Consider the following 17748-nt stretch of genomic DNA (forward strand, 5'->3'; position numbering starts at 1 on the left):
ACAGTGGCCGGAGCGAGGCCATCACGCAGCTTTGACCCTAATTGCCATGCGCCATAAGCTGCCGCCCATGCGCCTTGAGCCAGGCGCGGCCCTTTTCCATGTCGGGCAGGGTACGCTTCACCGTCGCCCAGAAGGCCGCCGAATGGTTCATCTCCACCAGATGCGCCACTTCATGGGCCGCCACATAGTCGAGCACGAAGGGCGGCGCCAGCACCAGCCGCCAGTTGTAGTTGATATTGCCCGTCGACGAGCATGAGCCCCAGCGGCTGGCCTGGCTGCGCATCTTGACCGACTTGACGGTCACGCCCAGCCGCGCCGCATGCACGGCACTGCGCGCGACGAGGTCGGCCTGCGCCTCGTCCTTGAGCCAGTCGGTCAGCCGCCGCGCCTGATGCGCCGGATCGCCCGGCACGAGCAATATCGGCTCGCCATCCATCTCGCTGACTTCGACGCGCCCGCGCACCCGTCCGGTCCCCACGATGCGGTGGGGCACCCCGCGCAGCGGCACCACCCCGCCATCGCCGAACAGGCTCTGCTCCGGCGCCCGCTTGATGCGGGCCGCCAGCCAGTTGTGGTGCCGGTGCAGAAATGCCTCCGCCTCGGCCCATTTGCCATGTGGCGGCAGCGTCAGCACAGGGCCGCCGCTATGGGGAATGGACAGCCGATAGCTGCGCGCCCGCGCATTGACCCGCACGGTGACACTGACTGGCGCGCCATCGACCGCGATGACGGTGCTGCTCGGAATCTTGGGCTTGGCGCGGAAGAAGAGGTTCATGGGTGTCCGTGGGAATCGCCCGGCGATAATAGCGGGAAACGGGCACTTTGACTCCCCCACGCTCTTCCCCCTCTCCCCTTGTGGGAGAGGGACGGCCCGACGCGTTCAGCGGAGGGTCAGGGTGAGGGGGTTGCGCTATGCCAAACGAAAAAACGCCCCCTTGCGGGGGCGCCAGTTCAGTCGTTGGGAACGACCGGCTTCAGGAGGGTAGAAGGGACGGGCAGGGGCGGCCTTAGCCGTTATTGCTCCAGCCATTGTTGTTCTGGTCGCCATTGTCGGGCTTGTTCTGGTCATAGCCCTGGCGCGAACCGCGGCGCTCGTTCATGAAGCGATCGAATTCTTCCCGGTCCTTGGCCTTGTTGAGGTTGGCCATATATTCGTGGAAGGCGTCGATCTCGGCGTCGAGGCGGGCGCGCTCTTCCTCGAGGCGCTTGAGCTGTTCGGCGCGATAGTCGTCAAAGGCTGCATTGCCGCTCGAATTCATGCCGTAGCTCCGGTTGTTGTTGGTCCAGCCGCGATGTGCATGCTTGTTGGAGCTGCACCAGGCTTTTCCCTTGTTCCAGTAGGCCTGGGCCTTTTCCGGCGAGCCGCCGAACTTTTCGCCCCACAGGATATAGCCAAGCACGGCAAGGCCGATTGGCCAGAAGACGATAAAGCCCACGACCATGAGGGCGATGGTCAGCGGGGACCATTGAGGTTTGATGATTGCTGTGGTCATTTCGGTTTCATTCTCCCAGTCACGATGCCCAATAGGTGGCCCCGTCCGGGGTAGGATCAATGCTGTGCCTGGGGTTTTTGGCCCTTGAAATGAAACTTTTGCTTCCCTATGGCGGGGGCAGATTTGCCCCGGAAGGGCCCCAATAATGTCCATGACCCAGGCCGATGGCCTGCCCTTGCCCTCCACCTGGCGGCCCCTGCGGCTGCAGACCCTGGTGCTGTTGCGCTGGCTGGCCGTTGGCGGACAGGTCATCGGCGTGCTGTTCGTGGCCTTCGGGCTGGGCTTCCCGCTGCCGCTGCTCGAATGCTTCGCCCTCATTGCTCTTTCCGCGGCGGTCAACCTCTGGCTCGTCTTGCGTCTGGGCACCTCGCACCGGCCCAGCTCGCTCTCCACCGCCAGCCAGATCGTCTTCGACCTCTGCCAGCTCGGCGGCCTGCTCGCCTTGACCGGCGGGCTGCAAAACCCCTTCTCGCTGCTGCTGCTGGCCCCGGTCTCGGTCTCGGCCACCACGCTCCCCCAGCGCGCCGCCTATCTCATAGCGCTCCTCGCCGCGGTGATTGCCTCGCTGCTGGCGGTCTGGCACCTGCCACTGCCCTGGGAGCCGACCGAGCGCCTGGTCTTTAACCGCATCTATGTCATCGGCATCTGGGTCTCGATCGTCTGCGGCGTGGTCTTCATTTCGGCCTATACCAATCGCGTCGCCCATGATGCCCGCCAGATCGCCGACGCCCTGGCGGCCACCGAGCTGGCTCTGGCCCGCAAGGAACGCCTCTCGGCACTCGATGGCCTCGCCGCCGCTGCGGCCCATGAGCTGGGCACGCCCCTCTCCACCATTGCCCTGGCTGCCAAGGAAATGCGTGCCGAGGCCGAGCCGGGCAGCGACCTGGCGGACGATGTCGAACTGATCATCGCCCAGGCCGCCCGCTGCCGCGCCATTCTCGCCAAGCTGCGCAATCTGGGCAGCGATGGCGGCGATCCCTTCGCCGCCGTGCCGCTCACCGATCTGCTGGCCGAAGTCGCCCGCCCCCATGAAGGGCGCGGCAAGGCCATCCTGTTCTATTATGAAAGGGCCGCCGGCCCGCCGCCGGTCTTCCAGCGCAGCGTCGGCCTGCTCTATGGCCTGGGCAACCTCATCGAGAATGCCGCCGACTTTGCCCGCAGCTCGGTGCGGGTCGAGGCGGCCTGGGACCAGGAAGCCATTTCCGTGTCGATCACCGATGACGGCCCGGGCTTCGCGCCCGAACTTATCGCCCGGCTGGGCGAACCCTATCTCACCAGCCGTCCCCGCGATCCGCATGGCCCCGATGCCAACAAGCCCGGTGGGCTGGGCCTGGGCGTCTTCATCGCCAAGACCCTGCTCGAGCGGACCGGTGGTCGCCTCGCCTTCGAGAATATCGCCGCGGATGGTCACGCCCGGGTGCGCATCGTCTGGCCGCGCGGCGCGGTCGAGGCACCGATCCACTGAGGCTGTTTTGACGTATCAAGCGCAAACGCTTATGTGAGGGGCTATGAGCACGATCGAAGATCTCCTTGCCACCGACCCCAGCCTGCTGCTCGTCGACGACGACGCGGCTTTCCTGCAACGCCTCGAGCGCGCCATGGCGCGCCGCGGCTTTGATGTCCGTATTGCTGGCTCCGTGGCCGATGGCCTGGCGGCCGTGGCCGAACGCCCCCCGGCCTATGCCGTGGTCGATCTGCGCCTTGAAGATGGCAATGGTCTGGAAGTGGTGTCGGCCCTGCACCAGAAGCGGCCCGATGCGCGGGCCGTGGTGCTGACCGGCTATGGCAATATCGCCACCGCCGTAACCGCGGTAAAGCTTGGCGCCATCGATTATCTGAGCAAGCCGGCCGATGCCGACGATGTCATCAATGCCCTGCTCGCAACCGGCGAGGACAAGCCCGAGCCGCCGGAAAATCCGATGTCGGCCGATCGGGTGCGCTGGGAACATATCCAGCGCGTCTATGAGCTCTGCGACCGCAACGTGTCCGAGACCGCGCGGCGGCTCAATATGCATCGGCGCACGCTGCAGCGAATTCTCGCCAAGCGTGCGCCGCGCTAGTTCGTTACCTTACGAGGCGCGACTATAGGTCAGCGTCTGGCACAGGATGGCCGCGCGGCAACCCTGGATGTCGATCGTGTCCGGGCTGGTCTGCGTCACGGTTGCTTCCGCGCTCATGCCGCCAGCGGCCAGCGAACCCTTCCACTCGTTCGGAGCGGTCTGCGGCGCCTGCATCACCAGCTGGCCGACAAAGGCCAGGTTCTCTTCCGTGGCCGATTCGCCCTCGAGCGTGTTCAGCACGCCGCAGAGGTCGGTCCCGGTCTCGCCGCACAGCGAGAAGGTGAACGAGGTGCCGTATTCATCGACAAAGGTACCGCTCGGATCGGCCACATTGGCCGCCGCTTCGGTGGTCACTTCGCCTTCGGCCGGCGCTGCTGCGTCCTGTGCCAGGGTCGGCAGGGCAACGGTGGCAAACAGTGCGCCGATAACAAGACTTGTCTTCAACATATGCATGGGTAGTTCTCCATGCGACGGCGCCCGCCCCACGCAGTCGCTCATTGATTGATGCACCCCCAACGCCGCTTCACCGGCAAGGGTTGCGCTGCCCTGACAAAACCGCCTCAGCGCCTGAAGGTCGCCGCAATCTCGATATGGGTCGAGTAGACGAACTGGTCGACAGCCACGACATCGCTCATGGCATAGCCGCCGGCGATCATGATCGCGGCATCGCGGGCAAAGGTCCGTGCATCGCAGGCCACCATGACCACGGTCTTGATCTTGGATTGTGCGAGTTCACGCACCTGCGCCTCGGCCCCGGCCCTCGGCGGGTCCAGCACCACGGCCTCGTAGGGTAGCTCGAACTGCGTCAGCGGATCGCGGAACAGGTCGCGCGCCTTGGCCGTCACCTCGCGCAAGCCCTTGGTGAAGCGCCGCGCCTTGTCCAGCGCCGCAATGCCCGCCTTGTCGCTGTCCACCGCAAAGACCGGCCGCTGCTCGGCCAGCCGCAGCGCGAACGGCCCCACGCCGCAGAACAGGTCAGCCACGGTCTTGGCCTTGCCCACGGCATTGACCACATAATCTGACAGCACGGCCTCGGCCGCCGCCGTTGCCTGCAGGAAACTGCCGATCGGCAGCTCCACCCGCGCCCGGCCCATTTCCACGATCGGCGGCTGCGCCTGCAGCACCATTTCGCCATTGAGCGACAGTCGTGCCAGCTTGAACCGCGCCACCAGCGGCGCCACCCGGTCCATCCGGGCCTGCTTCTTCTCGGTGCGGATGGCGACGTCCAGCCCGCTCAGCGTGGCGGTCAGGCTCACATCGGCTTCCCCCACCGCCTGCATCACGGCCCGGGCAATGTCGGGCGCCCGGGCCAGCCCCGGCACCACGATGGGGCAGGTGTCGAGGTCATGCACCTGGTGGCTGCGCAGCCGCATATAGCCCGCGCCTTCGGCCCGCGCATGCAGCGTCGCCCGCCGCCGTCCCTCGCCGCCCGCGTCGATGAAGCGGCTGACCTTGGTGTCGATGCCGGCAAAGCGCAGTGGCGTCTCGATGAGCCCGATCTTGAACGCCTCGTAGCTCGCCCGGTCGAGATGCTGCAGCTGGCAGCCGCCACAGGCGCCGAAATGCGGACAGAACGGCTCGATACGATTGCTTGCCGGCGTCACCACGCCCAGCAGCGTTCCCCGCTCGCCATCAATGTCGATTTCCACCGTCTCGCCCGGCAGAGCCAAAGGCACGAAGACCTTGCGGCCCTCGATTTCGGCAACACCCTCGCCCTTGTGGCCGAGGCTGGAAATGGTGGTGGTAAAGGTCATGAGCGTCCGGGCTTGCTGAAGGGGTTCAGTAGCGGGTTTGTGCCCAAAGGTCACCCCACCCCAAATCGTCATCCTCGGGCTTGACCCGAGGGCTCTTCACTTGCCGGGCGAAGGCTGAAGTATAGACGCCTCGGGTCAAGCCCGAGGGTGACGACCGCTGGGTGTAAAGGCTCTAGGGTCGGCTCGCCCATTCCAGCAAACTCGCCAGCCCCACAAACGGCACCCCGGCATGCTCGCTCAGTCCCGAGGCACAGGTGCTCACCGTCGACACCCCCAGCGTGCAGCCAGTCGGAATATCTGCCTTCACAAACCGGGTCGCATGCGCGTTGAGCTCGGGGAAGAACAGCCCCTTGTCCCCGGCATAGCCACAGCAGGTCACCGAACTCAGCACCGCCACCTCATCCGCACAGGCCCGCGCGATGGCCTCGGTCATCGGCTGTTCGGCCAGCCTCTGCGCAGAGCAATTGTGATGCACCGCCACCACCGGCAGCTTGCGGGTGATCGTCAGCCGCGGCAGCACCTGGCTCAACAGGAACTGGCTGGAATCGAGCACCGGCGCATCGCCCGGAAATTCCCGCAAATGCTTGGCGCAGGTCGAGGCGTCGGTCACGATGCTCAACCGCCCGGCATCCGACAGCGCCGATAGTTCGCGCTTCAGTTCACCGCCGACGCTGGCCGCCTGCTCGGGAAAGCCCTTGGACTGGAACGGCTGGCCACAGCATTGGCCATTGAGATGCTCGGGCACGATCACATCGAACCCGGCCCGCTCCAGCAGCGCCAGCATGGCCTCGGGCACCGCCTTGAGGTCATGCTCGGTTTGCGGCGCGCCGAACATGCGCGTGGCGCAACTGGGGAAGTAGACAATGGACTGTCGCCCGGTCTGCGCGATCGGCACCGGAAAGCCGGTCCTGCGCGGGTCCTGCCGCGTCTCGGCGACCTTGGGTACCCCCGGGCCATGGTGCAGCGCCCGCGACACGCGCGGCACGCGCGCGCCGGTCAGCCGGCGGGCCCCATCGGTCAGGGCCTCTATGGCCGGTGCCGGGATAACCTTGCGCGCCGCATCGGCCAGGGCCACCCCGCCGCGCATCATGGTCTCGACCGCGCCGCGATGGTCGGCGGCAAAGCCCGCCACGGCACGCGCCGTGGAACCACGCCTTTGCGTGCGCTGGCCGATGATCATCGTGCCAGTCTCGATGCCGACCGGGCAGCGGATCGAGCACAGGTTGCAGGCCGCGCAGGTGTCGAGCCCGGGATACTGGAAATCGTCGTCGAGCCGCTTGAGCCGCGCCGGGTCCTCGCCGCTGGCCCGCAGCCTTTCGCGCTCGCGCGTCACCGCGATGCGCTGGCGCGGCGACAGGGTCATCTGGTGGCTGGGGCAGGCCGGCTCGCAGAAGCCGCATTCGATGCACATGTCCACCAGCTCGTCCGCCAATGGCATGACCTTGAGATGCTTGATATGCACCTTCTCATCTGCATTGAGCAGCACGCCCGGATTGAGCAGCCCTTCGGGGTCGAACAGGGCCTTGATCCGGTGCATCAGCCCATAGGCCTTGCTCCCCCATTCCGCCTCGACAAAGGGCGCGATGGCTCGTCCGGTGCCATGTTCGGCCTTGAGCGAGCCGCCATATTGCACCGAGACCAGCTCGCTCAAGGCCTTGGAGAACATGTCGAATTTCTCCGCCGCGCCGGGCAGGGAGAAATCGTCGCTCATCTGGAAATGCAGGTTTCCCGCCAGGGCGTGCCCGAAGATGATGGCATCCTCATAGCCGTGCTCGTCCAGCAGGGCGCGCATGTCGGTGACGAATTCGGCGAGGCGCTCGATCGGGGCCGCCACATCCTCGGTCAGCATGGACGTGCCCTTGGGCCGCGCCGCGCCACCCGAGGCGAAGAACCCCTTGCGGATGTCCCACAGCGCATGGCTGCGCGCTTCGTCGGTGGAAAAATCGATATGGGTCGCATCCTCGCTGGCAAGGATCGCCACCGCTTTCGCCACTTCGACGTCGAGCGTCGCCGCATCGGGGGCGGTGACGTCGATCAGCACGGCCGGGGAATTGTCCGTCAGCCAGGGCAGCAGCGGGGCCATGGGCGGCAGGTGTTCCACCGTCGCCAGCGCCCGCCGCTCGATATATTCAGCAGCCGTGACGCCCGTCGTCACCTGCACGCCGCCATTGGCCAGCTTGATGATGGCGCGCCCCGCCGATTGCGGATCGGGGAAGGGCACCAAAGCCGTCGATTTGAACGGATGCTCGGGCACCGTGTTGTAGGTCACCTCGGAAACAAAGCCGAGCGTGCCCTCCGAGCCCACCATCAGGTGGATCAGGATGTCGAGCGGGTCGTGGTAGTCGACCAGCGCATTGAGCGAATAGCCCACCGTATTCTTGATGGCATATTTCCGCCGGATCAGCGCGACCAGTTCGGGGTCGGCCATCACCGCGTGATGCAGCTGGTGCAGCCCGTCCAGCATCGCCCCATGGCTGGCGCGGAACGCATCGCGGCTGGCCGTGTCGCCGCTGTCCAGCATGGTCCCGTCGGTCAGCACGATCCGCAGGCGCGCCATGGTATGATAGGTGTTCTGCGTCACCCCGCAGCACATGCCGGATGAATTGTTGTTGACCACACCACCGATCTTGCAGGTGGCCTGGCTGGCGGGATCCGGCCCGATCTTCTTGTTGAATTTCTTGAGCGCCGCATTGGCATGGGCGACGATGATCGCCGGCCCCAGCGTGATCTGCTCGGCCCCCGGATGGATTTCAAGCTTGCGCCAGCCATCGCCCAGCACCGCCAGCACGCCATCGGTTACCGCCTGGCCCGACAGCGACGTACCCGCCGCCCGGAAGGTGATGGGCAGGCCCTCGGCCCGCGCCGCCGCCATCACCGCGCGCACCTCATCCTCGGAGTTGATGAAGACCACGGCTGCCGGAATCAGCCGGTAGGAACTGGCATCCCCGCTCCAGGCATAGGTCATCAGCGGGTCGGTATACATCCGACCCTTGACCGTGCCCTTGAGCCGGGCAACCAGCCGCTCTCCGGCTGCCTGCCGGTCAGGTGTAACGTGATGGACGGGGGAGGGGGCGATACTGGCTTGCTGCATGCGCCAGCACTAACATGTTAGTTCGAGACTGCGAAGGGCCTTGTCAGCCGCCTCGCCCAGGGATTTGCTTGCGGCCATGGGTGCGGCGCGAAGTCCATCTGGAAGCGTGCGCCTAAGGGAGGACAGACAATGCCAATGGTCAACTGGCCGGCGGTGATCGCCGCGGCGCTTTCAATGTTCGTGATCGGGGGGCTCTGGTACTCGCCCCTGCTGTTCGACAAGGCCTGGCGGCGCGCCGGCAATATCAGTGACGCCGATATGGCGCGGGGGAATCCGGCGGTGATTTTCGGCGTGGCCTTCGTGCTGACGCTGATCATGGCGGCCAACCTGGCCTTTTTCATCGCCGGCCCGGAGACGACGCTGAGCTTTGCCATCGGCGCGGCCGTTGCAGCCGGTTTCGGCTGGGCGGCGCTGAGCGTCGGCGTCATCACCCTCTTCGAACGCCGGCCGTTGAGCTACTTCCTGATCAATGGCGGCTACCTCACCATCGGCTTTGCCGTCATGGGCCTGATTCTGGGTCTCTGGCGCTGAGAGACCATACCCCACCCGCGCCCCCCTGAAGGGGAAGGGGCACGAGCCCTCGAGAGCCACCAGCCAGTCCCTCCTCCTCTTCAGGGGGAGGCCGGGTGGGGTTTCTATCGTTCAGATGTCCACTTCGTCTTCGCTCAGCGCCTCGATTTCGGCCGCTGCGCGCTTGAGGATTTCGGCAGCGTGGCGCTGCTGGTCCTCGGAGGTGCGCCGCGCCTTCTTGATCGCCGCCTTGAGGTCGCGCCGGGCCTGGTTGAGCTCGGGCACCACGTCTTTGAGGTCGCGGTCGGTGTCCGGCGCCGGGCCGGGGGCCCAGCCGGGACCATGCCCGCGATGCGGAGGATGTTCGCCCGCTTCGCCCTCGCGGCCAAACGGCCAGTCGGCCTTGGCGAATTCGCGGAAGCGATTCATCTGCTCGCCCGCCTTGGCCAGGAATGCCAGGGTGGATTCGATCGCCTCGCGATTGTCGCTGAGATGCGCGCGTCCCTCGTCGGTGATCGTATAGAGCTTCTTGTTGCCGTCGGTCTGCGACGTCACATAGCCGGCTTCCTCGAGAAAGGTCAGCGCCGGATAGACGATGCCGGGGCTGGGCGTATAAAAGCCCGCCGATTTTTCCTCGATCGCCTTGATCAGGTCATAGCCGTGCCGCGGCTGCTGCTCGATCAGGTAGAGTGCCACCAGCCGCAGGTCGCCCGAGGCCAGCATGCGGCCGATGCGGAAATTGCCGCCCATATTGCCCCAGCCCTCGCCGCTTTCGATGCCGGCGGCAAACCGACCCCAGCCGCGGCGGGCCATGGCTTCCATGCGGCGCCAATTGGGCTCGCCGTCTCTCCAGTTATTTCCCATGATGGGTCTCCGATATATCTTGAACTGCATTGGCTCAGAAGATCGGGGCGCCTCATGGCATTTTCAAGATATATCTTAAGATAGTGATCAACGTGTCATGCAACCTTCGGCCGGGTGCCGCGTTGACATACGGGTCAGTCCATCGATGGAGGAGACGATGCGCGTGAACCAGTCCGAGCCGGACAGAAAAAAGCCCGAGCGACCCAAGGGTCTGCCCGGACTGTTGCTGTACGGGATACTGACCATTCTCGGCGCTCTAGCGCTGGTCGTGGTCGCCGAATAGACGCCTAGAGAATCGGCGCCGGTGCGTTGTCGCGGTCGAACTGCCCGTATTTGCGGAAGCGGTACATGTAGCTGGGCAGGATGGCATCCATTGCCGTCGGCGTGATGCCGAAAGCCGCCAGCGTGCGCTTGTCCCGGCTTGCCGCCTCGGACACCACATTGTCCACCCCGAGCAGTTCCACCTGGTCGGCGGTGATCAGCGGCGTGCCCGGCAGGATGGACAGCGGCAGGGCCAGCAGCTTGGCAATGCCCGGCGACAGCGGCAGCATCGGCCGCTTGCGCGCCGCTTCCCGCTGCACCCGCTCCATCAGCGCACGATAGGTTTCCACCTGCGGCCCGCCCAGTTCATATATGCGCCCGCCCTTGACCTTGCCCTCGGCAGCCAGCGCGAAGGCCTCGGCCACGTCGCCGACATAGACCGGCTGGAACTTGGTGTCACCGCCGATCAGCGGCAGCACCGGGAAGAAGCGGGCCAGCGCCCCCATCAGGTTGAAAAAGCCATCGCCCGGCCCGAAGATGATCGAGGGCCGCATGATGACGGCATTGGGAAAGGCCTCGAGCACGGCGGCCTCGCCATCCAGCTTGCTGGCGGCATAGCGGCTGACTTCGGCGGCCTTGTCGACGCCCAGCGCCGACATATGCACCAGCGTCGAGGCGCCGGCCGCCCTGGCCGCTTTCGCAACATTGCGGGCGCCATCGACATGCACCGCCTCAAAGCTCTGCTTGCCGGCCGAATGGCCGATGCCGACCAGGTTGATGACGATATCGGCGCCCTGCACCGCATGGCGCACGGAGGCGGCATTGCGCAGATTGGCCTGGATCGGCTGGATCTGCCCGACGCTGCCATACATTTTCACATGCCCGGCCAGCTCCGGCCGGCGCACCGCCACGCGGATGCGATGGCCGCGCCGCGCCAGCAATTGCACGATCTGGGTGCCGACAAAGCCCGCGCCGCCGAAAATGGTGACGAGTTTGGGTTCGAGGCGATCCATCTTGGGCTCCGGCAAACAGGCATGAAACGTTCCCGCTTCTATCCCAAGGCCGCCGCCGCTGTCGAGGGCCGGAGCGGGAAATCGGCTTGACTCCGGCCGGCATTTGTTCTTGTTTTGTTCACTAAAGACACAGGAGGGGTGCCCCATGCCCGAAACCAGAACCTATCACGGCCAGTGCCATTGCGGCGCCGTGCGCTATACCGCCACCACCGATCTGTCCACGATGGGCGACTGCAACTGCTCGCGCTGCCGGCGCCTGGGCTGGGTCATGCAGTCGCTGCCCGCTGCCGATTTCACGCTGGAGAGCGGCGAGGATCAGCTGTCCATCTTCCAGTTCAGCACCGAGACCATCGATCACCTGTTCTGCCGCACCTGCGGCATAGAGTCCTTCGCCCGCGGTTCGGACGGCAAGGGCAACGAGCTGGTGATGATCAATGTCAACTGTCTCGAGGATGCGCCGCCCATCGATCGCGCCGCGATCAAGCATTGGGATGGCGCCAACTGGTGAGCGTCGCGAATAGGTGATTGACATCGGTCGGCGCGCCCCCTAGTTACACCACCGCTTGCCCAGATGGCGGAATTGGTAGACGCGCACGGTTCAGGTCCGTGTACCGCAAGGTGTGGAGGTTCGAGTCCTCTTCTGGGCACCAATTTTCAAAACCCCGGTCCCGACGAAAGTCGCGGCCGGGGTTTTTCTTTGGCCATTGTGGGTTTCGCAGTCGGGGCGACCGAGGGGAGGGGGCGATGATCCCCGCGGGCCGCCTCCGCCTTCCCATCGCCCCGATGCTGTGTCATCAGGGAAGACCACCGAATTCTTGCGAGACTCCCATGGCCATTCGATTGCACCGCGGCGACCTGCCGGACCTGTCCCGTTATGGCCGCGAAGTCGCGATTGATACCGAGACCATGGGCCTGCACCCCCATCGTGACCGGCTCTGCGTCGTCCAGCTCTCGCCCGGCGATGGCAGCGCCGACGTGGTGCAGATCCCCCAGGATGCCACCGAGGCGCCCAATCTGGTCAGCCTGCTCGCCGACCCTGCCGTCACCAAGATCTTCCACTATGCCCGCTTCGACGTTGCCGCCCTCCAGAACCGCTTCGGCGTGGTGACCGGCCCGGTCTATTGCACCAAGATCGCCAGTAAGCTGGTGCGCACCTATACCGACCGGCATGGCCTCAAGGACCTGGTGCGCGAGCTGCTCAATGTCGATCTCTCCAAGCATCAGCAGAGCTCGGACTGGGGCGCCGAAAAGATCAGCGACGCCCAGCTCGATTATGCCGCCTCCGACGTGCTCTACCTGCACGATCTCAAGCGCCATCTCGATCGCATGCTCAAGCGCGAGGGCCGCATGGAGCTGGCCCAGTCCTGCTTCGATTTCCTCAAGACGCGCTGCGAACTCGATCTGCTGGGCTGGGGCGAAACCGATATCTTCGCCCATAGCTGACCTTTGGGGGTAAGCATGACCCTGCATGGTGACTCTGCCCAGCGCCTGCAAACCTATCGGCGGCTAGAGGCGCGCAACCGCATCGTGTCGATCCTGCGCATCGGCGTGCCGGCACTGGGGGTCCTGGCTCTGGTTTCGCTGATCGGGCAGATCTATATTTCGAGCCTGGGCAGCCGCTTCGGCGTCGGCCAGATTGCCGTGACGCCCGACAATGTCATGGTCGAGGCCCCCGAATATACCGGCCTGCTCGATGACGGCACCGCCTATCGCATCTCGGCCAGCGCCGCCAAGGCCGCGACCGAAACCATCGACCAGATCGGCCTCAGCGATGCCGCGCTCACCATGACGCGCCCCGACGGCGTCGTCATGACGGTCGATGCCGCCGCCGCCGTGCTCGATACGACCCGCCAGCTGGTTTTGGTCGAAGAGGAGGCCGACATCGCCAATTCGCTGGGAACCAAAGGCATTATCGGCGATTCGGTGTTCGACTATGCCACCCAGCAACTGGTGGGCAATGGCGCGGTTACCATCGACTATGCCGACGGCACCCATCTGGTGGCCGAAGGCATGACCTATGATGCCGTCAGCCTGGTCTGGACTTTCACCCGCGCCACCGTCACCCTGCCCGATACGCCCGGAGCCAAGAAGACCGAGATGCAGACCCAAACCGAGATGCAGACCCCATGATCAAGCGCCTCCTGCTGGTTCTCGCTCTGGCATTCGCGGCCCATCCCGCTCTGGCCCAGCAACCGGTCGAGATCACCGCCGATCTCTTCACCGTCGACGAAAACACCCAGGAAGCGGTGTTTACCGGCAATGTCGTGGTCATCCATCCCAGCGTGAAGGTCTGGGCGGAAAAGGTCGTCGCCACCTATGGCGAGGGCGGCACCACCGATATCGAGACCTTCGAGGCCACCGGTTCGGTGCGGCTCGAAACACCCGAGCAGAATGCCACCGGCGATCGCGCCGTCTTCACCCCCGGCGACCAGCTGTTGCGGCTCACCGGCAATGTCCAGGTGATCAATTCGGGTGGCACCATCGATGCCGCCGAACTGGTGGTGAACCTCGAGACCAATGTCTCCACCTTCACCAGCAGTGGCGGCGGCCGCGTCACCGGGGTTTTCACCTCGCAATGACGCCCGCCACCGACAAGCCCCGCATCGACCAGACCGGCTGGCTGGTGGCTCATGGCCTCGCCAAGAGCTTCGGCAAGCGGGCCGTCGTCCGCGATGTCTCCATCGCCGTGCGGCGGGGCGAGGCCGTCGGCCTGCTCGGCCCCAATGGCGCCGGCAAGACCACCGTCTTCACCATGATCATGGGTCTGCTCAAGCCCGATGCGGGCCTCATCAGCCTCGATGGCCGCGACATTACCCGCCTGCCGCTGTTCCAGCGCGGCCAGCTCGGCATCGGCTATCTGCCCCAGGAGCCCTCGATTTTCCGCGGCCTCACCGTGCGCGGCAATATCATGGCGGTGCTCGAAAACCACGTGAAGGGCCGCGGCGAGCGCCAGGCCCGGCTCGAGGCCCTGCTCGAGGAATTTTCCATCCAGCACCTGGCCAAGGCCAATGCCCTGGCGCTCTCGGGTGGCGAGCGGCGCCGCGTCGAAATCGCCCGGGCCCTGGCGGCCGATCCGGTCTTCATGCTGCTCGACGAGCCCTTTGCCGGCGTCGATCCCATTGCCGTCAGCGAGGTCAAGGGCCTCGTCCACCAGCTCACCCGCCGCGGCATCGGCGTGCTGATCACCGATCATGCCGTGCGCGAGACGCTGGGCCTGGTCGATCGCGCCTATGTCATCCATGGCGGCAAGGTGATGATCCAGGGCAAGCCCGAAACCATCAGCGCCGACCCCGACGCCCGCCGGGTCTATCTCGGCGAAGGGTTTGAGCTCTAGGCGCCGACCCGAAGGGGCAAATCGCTCCAGTGGATCGATTGAAGCGACTAGGCCATGAGGCCTATGGCCAATGGCGAAGGCTTTTCCCTCCTTTGACGGGGTGTTGGGAGCCCCGATATCCCGGCCAAACCACCCCCACCCTTGATCCCTCCCCACAAGGGGGAGGGAGACGATGAACACCGAAAGCGGAGCCGACGCCTCCCTCGCCTTGATGGGGAGGGACCGAGGGTGGGGTGGAGTCGCGCGCACCCATGGAGCAGAAGAACCACTTGGCACGGAACTTGCCCTCCCGCTTGCCCGCTGCCCAAAAATGAGTCATGGTCCGCCCGGGAAGAAGCCGGAAACGGCATGGATTAGGGTCGAGGGTCACTAGCTCAATGGCACTTTCGCCGCGTCTCGAATTCCGCCAGGCCCAGAGCCTGACGCTGACGCCGCAACTGATGCAGTCGATTCGCCTGCTGCAGCTCAGTCATCTTGAACTCAACGATTTCGTCGATGCCGAACTGATGCGCAACCCGCTGCTCGAGCGCGAGGATGGCGCCGAGCCCGGCGATGCCGAACCGGCCGAAATCCCCGAGCGCAGCCAGGAAATCAGCGCCTATGAGGATACGGTGGATCGCGGCGACCGCATCCAGGATGCCAATTCCATAGCCGACGGCTACGATACGGCCGTCGAGAATGTCTTTCCCGACCAAGGCGCGCAGGACCAGCTCAATCCCGCCAGCCGGCTCGACCGCAATGGCTCGAGCGAGGCGGGCGAAGCGCCAGATATCGACCAGTTCATCGCCAGCCGCCCGCTTCTCAGCGAGCATCTGGAAAACCAGTCCAACATGATCCTGCGCACGGTGGCCGATCGCCTGATCGCCCGCCACCTGATCGACGGGCTCAACGAGGCCGGCTATCTCACAACCGATCTCACCGCGCTCGCCGAACAGCTGGGCGCCGAGCTGGCCGATGTCGAAGCCGTGCTCGAAGCACTGCAGGGCTGCGATCCGGTGGGGGTCTTTGCCCGCTCGGTGCCGGAATGCCTCGCCATCCAGCTGCGCGAGCGCGACCGGCTCGACCCCATGATGATGGCTTTGCTCGACAATATCGGCATGCTGGCCGAGCACAACATGGCCGGCCTGATGCGCGCCGTGGGCTGCGACCGCGAAGACCTCTCCGACATGCTGGCCGAAATCCGCCAGCTCGATCCCAAGCCGGGTCTCGCCTTTGATTCCGGCCCCGTCGAATCCGTGGTGCCCGACGTCTTCGTGCGCCGCGGCCCCGATGGCGCCTGGCAGATCGAGCTCAATACCGAAGTGCTGCCGCGCGTGCTGGTCAACCGTGTCTACTACGCAAGCGTGACCAAGAAGGCGCGCGACGCCGGCGAAAAGAGCTTCCTGTCCGATTGTCTCGCCACCGCCAACTGGCTCACCAAGAGCCTCGACCAGCGCGCGCAGACCATCCTCAAGGTCGCTGCCGAGATCGTGCGCCAGCAGGATGGCTTCCTCACCCACGGCATCGCCCATCTCAAGCCCATGACGCTCAAGATGGTGGCCGAGACCATCGACATGCACGAATCCACCGTCAGCCGCGTCACCTCCAACAAATATATGGCGACGCCGCGCGGCCTCTACGAGATGAAATACTTCTTCACCACCGCCATCGCCTCCAGCGACGGCGGCAGCGACCATTCGGCCGAAGCGGTGCGCCACCGCATCCGCCAGCTCATCGATGCCGAAGCGCTCAGCGACATTCTGTCAGACGATACCATTGCCGACCTGCTCAAGCAGGAGCAGGGCATCGACGTGGCTCGGCGCACCGTGGCCAAATACCGCGAGGGCATGAATATCCCCTCCTCGGTCATCCGGCGCAGACAAAAGAAGAATCTCGAAAAAGTCTGAGCGTGGAGTGTGGGACGTCCACCTGGCCTCCCCTGGAAGAGGGAGGAACCGCGCGGTGGTCGAGGCACAATGCTGCACATCACCAGATCTGTCCCTCCCCCTTCCAGGGGGAGGTTAGGTGGGGGTGCTCCAACCCGGTCAAATCACCCGCTTTCCCATCCGCCCGCGAAGGCTAAGGCCATTCTATGGCGAAGTCCAAGCGATAAACGAACCGGTCGGGGCAGTTGCGCATTGCTTCCCTGGCGCGGGCGGGTCTAGCATCGAGTTCGCCGGATACCCATCTTGGGTAAGCGGCAGCGTGATCCCGAAAATCCGGGAGTCCGGCTTTTCGAGAACCTCGCGTCGAACCAAGCGACAGAAGGAAGAGGAAGCCATGACTTTACGCGTTTCAGGAAAGAACATGGACGTTGGCGATGCCCTGCGCGGCAAGGCGCAGGATCATTTCGCCGCAGTGGTCGGCAAGTATTTTGACGGCGGCTATGACGGTCATCTCACCCTCACCCCCGATGGCATCGGCTTCCGCGCCGATTGCGTCGTGCACCTCGATACCGGTGCCACCCTGCAGGCCAGCGCCCAGGGCGGCGACGCCACCAGCGCCTATGAGGTCATGGCGGTCAATATCGAGAAGCGCCTGCGCCGCTACAACCGTAAGCTCCGGCAGCGTCCGCGTGGCGCCAATGGCGATGCCGAAACCACCGCGCAATATACCGTTCTGGGCGCCGGCAGCGAGTTCGACGAGCTCGATGAGGACTATGCACCCCCGGTGATCGCCGAGACCACCAAGAACCTGCGTCAGCTCAGCGTCGAGGAGGCCGTGATGGAGCTTGATCTCACCGGTGGCCAGGTTGTGATGTTCCGCCATGCTGGACATGGCGGGCTGAATGTGGTTTACCGCCGCTCCGACGGCAATATTGGCTGGATTGACCCAGCCCTCGGGGCCAATTGAGCGCCCCCGGCGCCACATCAAGCGAAGTTGATCCAAGGCAGATTTATGGAATTGGCCGATATCCTGGCTGACCGCGCTGTGCTTTGCTGCACGGACGTAAAAACAAAACGCCAGTTATTTGAAGAACTTGCCGCGCGAGCGGCGGAGATCAGTGGGCACCCTGCCGACGACATCCTCAATTCGATCACCAGCCGTGAAGAACTGGGATCGACGGGGTTGGGCAATGGCATCGCCATTCCCCACGGCAAGATTGCCGGCCTCAAGCAGGTCATTGCCCTGTTTGCCCGACTGGACCAGCCGATCGAATATGATTCGGTCGACGACCAGCCGGTCGATCTCGTGGTCATGCTGCTGGCGCCCGCCGGCGCTGGCGCCGATCATCTCAAGGCTCTCTCGCGCGTGGCCCGTCTGCTGCGCACCGAGGCGGTTGTCGATGAACTGCGCCGGCTCGACGATCCAGCCCAACTGCGGGCGGTGCTCACCGCCCCCTTCGAAACCTACTACGCGGCCTGATTTCATCTGCTCATGACAAAGCC

17 protein-coding genes, 1 tRNA gene and 1 pseudogene are annotated in these 17748 nt (G+C 65.0%); 12 read left to right on the forward strand and 7 right to left on the reverse strand.

The features are described 5' to 3' along the window. Positions 1-37: 37 nt before the first annotated feature. Both ACLI1C_RS00980 and ACLI1C_RS00985 read right to left on the reverse strand, forming a co-directional pair. The gene (locus ACLI1C_RS00980; protein ID WP_411394987.1) at positions 38-775 is read right to left on the reverse strand and encodes a M48 family metallopeptidase; all 738 of its coding nucleotides are present in this window, start codon (positions 773-775) and stop codon (positions 38-40) included. 232 nt (positions 776-1007) lie between these two features. Beyond that, positions 1008-1493 carry a DUF2852 domain-containing protein gene (locus tag ACLI1C_RS00985; RefSeq protein WP_411394988.1) on the reverse strand — a complete coding sequence of 162 codons (486 nt, stop codon included), beginning with the start codon at positions 1491-1493 and terminating at the stop codon, positions 1008-1010. 145 nt (positions 1494-1638) lie between these two features. On the opposite strand from ACLI1C_RS00985, the gene ACLI1C_RS00990 reads away from it, so the two are divergent. Beyond that, positions 1639-2958 carry an ActS/PrrB/RegB family redox-sensitive histidine kinase gene (locus ACLI1C_RS00990; RefSeq protein WP_411394989.1) on the forward strand — a complete coding sequence of 440 codons (1320 nt, stop codon included), beginning with the start codon at positions 1639-1641 and terminating at the stop codon, positions 2956-2958. Between the two features lie 43 nt (positions 2959-3001). Beyond that, positions 3002-3553 (forward strand): ActR/PrrA/RegA family redox response regulator transcription factor, encoded by a 552-nt coding sequence (locus ACLI1C_RS00995; protein WP_411394990.1) that lies wholly within the window; start codon positions 3002-3004, stop codon positions 3551-3553. 9 nt (positions 3554-3562) lie between these two features. On the opposite strand, the gene ACLI1C_RS01000 is transcribed toward ACLI1C_RS00995, so the two are convergent. The 3 genes from ACLI1C_RS01000 to ACLI1C_RS01010 form a co-directional block, all read right to left on the reverse strand. Continuing rightward, on the reverse strand, positions 3563-4006 hold the full coding sequence (locus ACLI1C_RS01000; RefSeq protein ID WP_411394991.1) for a hypothetical protein: 444 nt from the start codon (positions 4004-4006) through the stop codon (positions 3563-3565). A gap of 107 nt (positions 4007-4113) precedes the next feature. After that, positions 4114-5307 carry a class I SAM-dependent RNA methyltransferase gene (locus ACLI1C_RS01005; RefSeq protein WP_411394992.1) on the reverse strand — a complete coding sequence of 398 codons (1194 nt, stop codon included), beginning with the start codon at positions 5305-5307 and terminating at the stop codon, positions 4114-4116. A gap of 172 nt (positions 5308-5479) precedes the next feature. After that, positions 5480-8398 carry an FAD-binding and (Fe-S)-binding domain-containing protein gene (locus ACLI1C_RS01010; RefSeq protein ID WP_411394993.1) on the reverse strand — a complete coding sequence of 973 codons (2919 nt, stop codon included), beginning with the start codon at positions 8396-8398 and terminating at the stop codon, positions 5480-5482. Between the two features lie 129 nt (positions 8399-8527). On the opposite strand from ACLI1C_RS01010, the gene ACLI1C_RS01015 reads away from it, so the two are divergent. Next, entirely contained in the window at positions 8528-8929 is a 402-nt protein-coding gene (locus tag ACLI1C_RS01015; RefSeq protein ID WP_411394994.1) for a DUF1761 domain-containing protein, read from the forward strand. Between the two features lie 111 nt (positions 8930-9040). Here the strand turns inward: ACLI1C_RS01015 and ACLI1C_RS01020 are convergent, their stop codons facing one another. Next, entirely contained in the window at positions 9041-9772 is a 732-nt protein-coding gene (locus ACLI1C_RS01020; protein ID WP_411394995.1) for a PadR family transcriptional regulator, read from the reverse strand. A gap of 287 nt (positions 9773-10059) precedes the next feature. Next, a complete protein-coding gene (locus ACLI1C_RS01025) occupies positions 10060-11046 on the reverse strand; it encodes a complex I NDUFA9 subunit family protein (protein ID WP_411394996.1) in 987 nt (328 codons plus the stop codon). Between the two features lie 145 nt (positions 11047-11191). Between ACLI1C_RS01025 and ACLI1C_RS01030 the strand changes: the two genes are divergently transcribed. The 9 genes and pseudogenes from ACLI1C_RS01030 (at position 11192) to ACLI1C_RS01070 (ending at position 17725) form a co-directional block, all read left to right on the forward strand. Then, complete coding sequence (locus ACLI1C_RS01030) at positions 11192-11554, forward strand: GFA family protein (protein WP_411394997.1); 363 nt, start codon at positions 11192-11194, stop codon at positions 11552-11554. A gap of 57 nt (positions 11555-11611) precedes the next feature. Further along, positions 11612-11696: transfer RNA gene (locus ACLI1C_RS01035), tRNA-Leu, on the forward strand. 178 nt (positions 11697-11874) lie between these two features. After that, entirely contained in the window at positions 11875-12489 is a 615-nt protein-coding gene (locus tag ACLI1C_RS01040; RefSeq protein ID WP_411394998.1) for a ribonuclease D, read from the forward strand. A 15-nt stretch (positions 12490-12504) separates the two neighbouring features. Beyond that, complete coding sequence (locus ACLI1C_RS01045) at positions 12505-13176, forward strand: hypothetical protein (protein WP_411394999.1); 672 nt, start codon at positions 12505-12507, stop codon at positions 13174-13176. Further along, complete coding sequence (gene lptA / locus ACLI1C_RS01050; RefSeq protein WP_411395000.1) at positions 13173-13625, forward strand: lipopolysaccharide transport periplasmic protein LptA; 453 nt, start codon at positions 13173-13175, stop codon at positions 13623-13625. Before ACLI1C_RS01045 ends, lptA begins: the two co-directional genes overlap by 4 nt. Then, positions 13619-14380 (forward strand): annotated as a pseudogene (gene lptB / locus ACLI1C_RS01055) (LPS export ABC transporter ATP-binding protein); the annotation flags it as partial. The gene lptA and the pseudogene lptB, both read left to right, overlap by 7 nt. 377 nt (positions 14381-14757) lie before the next feature. After that, positions 14758-16266, forward strand: a complete 1509-nt coding sequence (gene rpoN / locus ACLI1C_RS01060) for an RNA polymerase factor sigma-54 (protein WP_411395001.1) — start codon at positions 14758-14760, stop codon at positions 16264-16266. A 373-nt stretch (positions 16267-16639) separates the two neighbouring features. Beyond that, positions 16640-17212 (forward strand): HPF/RaiA family ribosome-associated protein, encoded by a 573-nt coding sequence (locus tag ACLI1C_RS01065; RefSeq protein WP_411395002.1) that lies wholly within the window; start codon positions 16640-16642, stop codon positions 17210-17212. A 45-nt stretch (positions 17213-17257) separates the two neighbouring features. Then, positions 17258-17725: a PTS sugar transporter subunit IIA gene (locus ACLI1C_RS01070; protein WP_411395003.1), complete on the forward strand. Its 468-nt coding sequence runs from the start codon at positions 17258-17260 to the stop codon at positions 17723-17725. Positions 17726-17748 lie beyond the last annotated feature (23 nt).

This window comes from Devosia sp. XGJD_8, assembly GCF_046614475.1.
In the GTDB taxonomy this organism is placed as follows: domain Bacteria; phylum Pseudomonadota; class Alphaproteobacteria; order Rhizobiales; family Devosiaceae; genus Devosia.

Bases quoted from the DNA above. Each gene is read 5' to 3' on its own strand.
- ACLI1C_RS00980 (WP_411394987.1), bottom strand. From the start codon at position 775: ATGAACCTCTTCTTCCGCGCCAAGCCCAAGATTCCGAGCAGCACCGTC.
- ACLI1C_RS00985 (WP_411394988.1), bottom strand. From the start codon at position 1,493: ATGACCACAGCAATCATCAAACCTCAATGGTCCCCGCTGACCATCGCC.
- ACLI1C_RS00990 (WP_411394989.1), top strand. From the start codon at position 1,639: ATGTCCATGACCCAGGCCGATGGCCTGCCCTTGCCCTCCACCTGGCGG.
- ACLI1C_RS00995 (WP_411394990.1), top strand. From the start codon at position 3,002: ATGAGCACGATCGAAGATCTCCTTGCCACCGACCCCAGCCTGCTGCTC.
- ACLI1C_RS01000 (WP_411394991.1), bottom strand. From the start codon at position 4,006: ATGCATATGTTGAAGACAAGTCTTGTTATCGGCGCACTGTTTGCCACC.
- ACLI1C_RS01005 (WP_411394992.1), bottom strand. From the start codon at position 5,307: ATGACCTTTACCACCACCATTTCCAGCCTCGGCCACAAGGGCGAGGGT.
- ACLI1C_RS01010 (WP_411394993.1), bottom strand. From the start codon at position 8,398: ATGCAGCAAGCCAGTATCGCCCCCTCCCCCGTCCATCACGTTACACCT.
- ACLI1C_RS01015 (WP_411394994.1), top strand. From the start codon at position 8,528: ATGCCAATGGTCAACTGGCCGGCGGTGATCGCCGCGGCGCTTTCAATG.
- ACLI1C_RS01020 (WP_411394995.1), bottom strand. From the start codon at position 9,772: ATGGGAAATAACTGGAGAGACGGCGAGCCCAATTGGCGCCGCATGGAA.
- ACLI1C_RS01025 (WP_411394996.1), bottom strand. From the start codon at position 11,046: ATGGATCGCCTCGAACCCAAACTCGTCACCATTTTCGGCGGCGCGGGC.
- ACLI1C_RS01030 (WP_411394997.1), top strand. From the start codon at position 11,192: ATGCCCGAAACCAGAACCTATCACGGCCAGTGCCATTGCGGCGCCGTG.
- ACLI1C_RS01040 (WP_411394998.1), top strand. From the start codon at position 11,875: ATGGCCATTCGATTGCACCGCGGCGACCTGCCGGACCTGTCCCGTTAT.
- ACLI1C_RS01045 (WP_411394999.1), top strand. From the start codon at position 12,505: ATGACCCTGCATGGTGACTCTGCCCAGCGCCTGCAAACCTATCGGCGG.
- lptA (WP_411395000.1), top strand. From the start codon at position 13,173: ATGATCAAGCGCCTCCTGCTGGTTCTCGCTCTGGCATTCGCGGCCCAT.
- rpoN (WP_411395001.1), top strand. From the start codon at position 14,758: ATGGCACTTTCGCCGCGTCTCGAATTCCGCCAGGCCCAGAGCCTGACG.
- ACLI1C_RS01065 (WP_411395002.1), top strand. From the start codon at position 16,640: ATGACTTTACGCGTTTCAGGAAAGAACATGGACGTTGGCGATGCCCTG.
- ACLI1C_RS01070 (WP_411395003.1), top strand. From the start codon at position 17,258: ATGGAATTGGCCGATATCCTGGCTGACCGCGCTGTGCTTTGCTGCACG.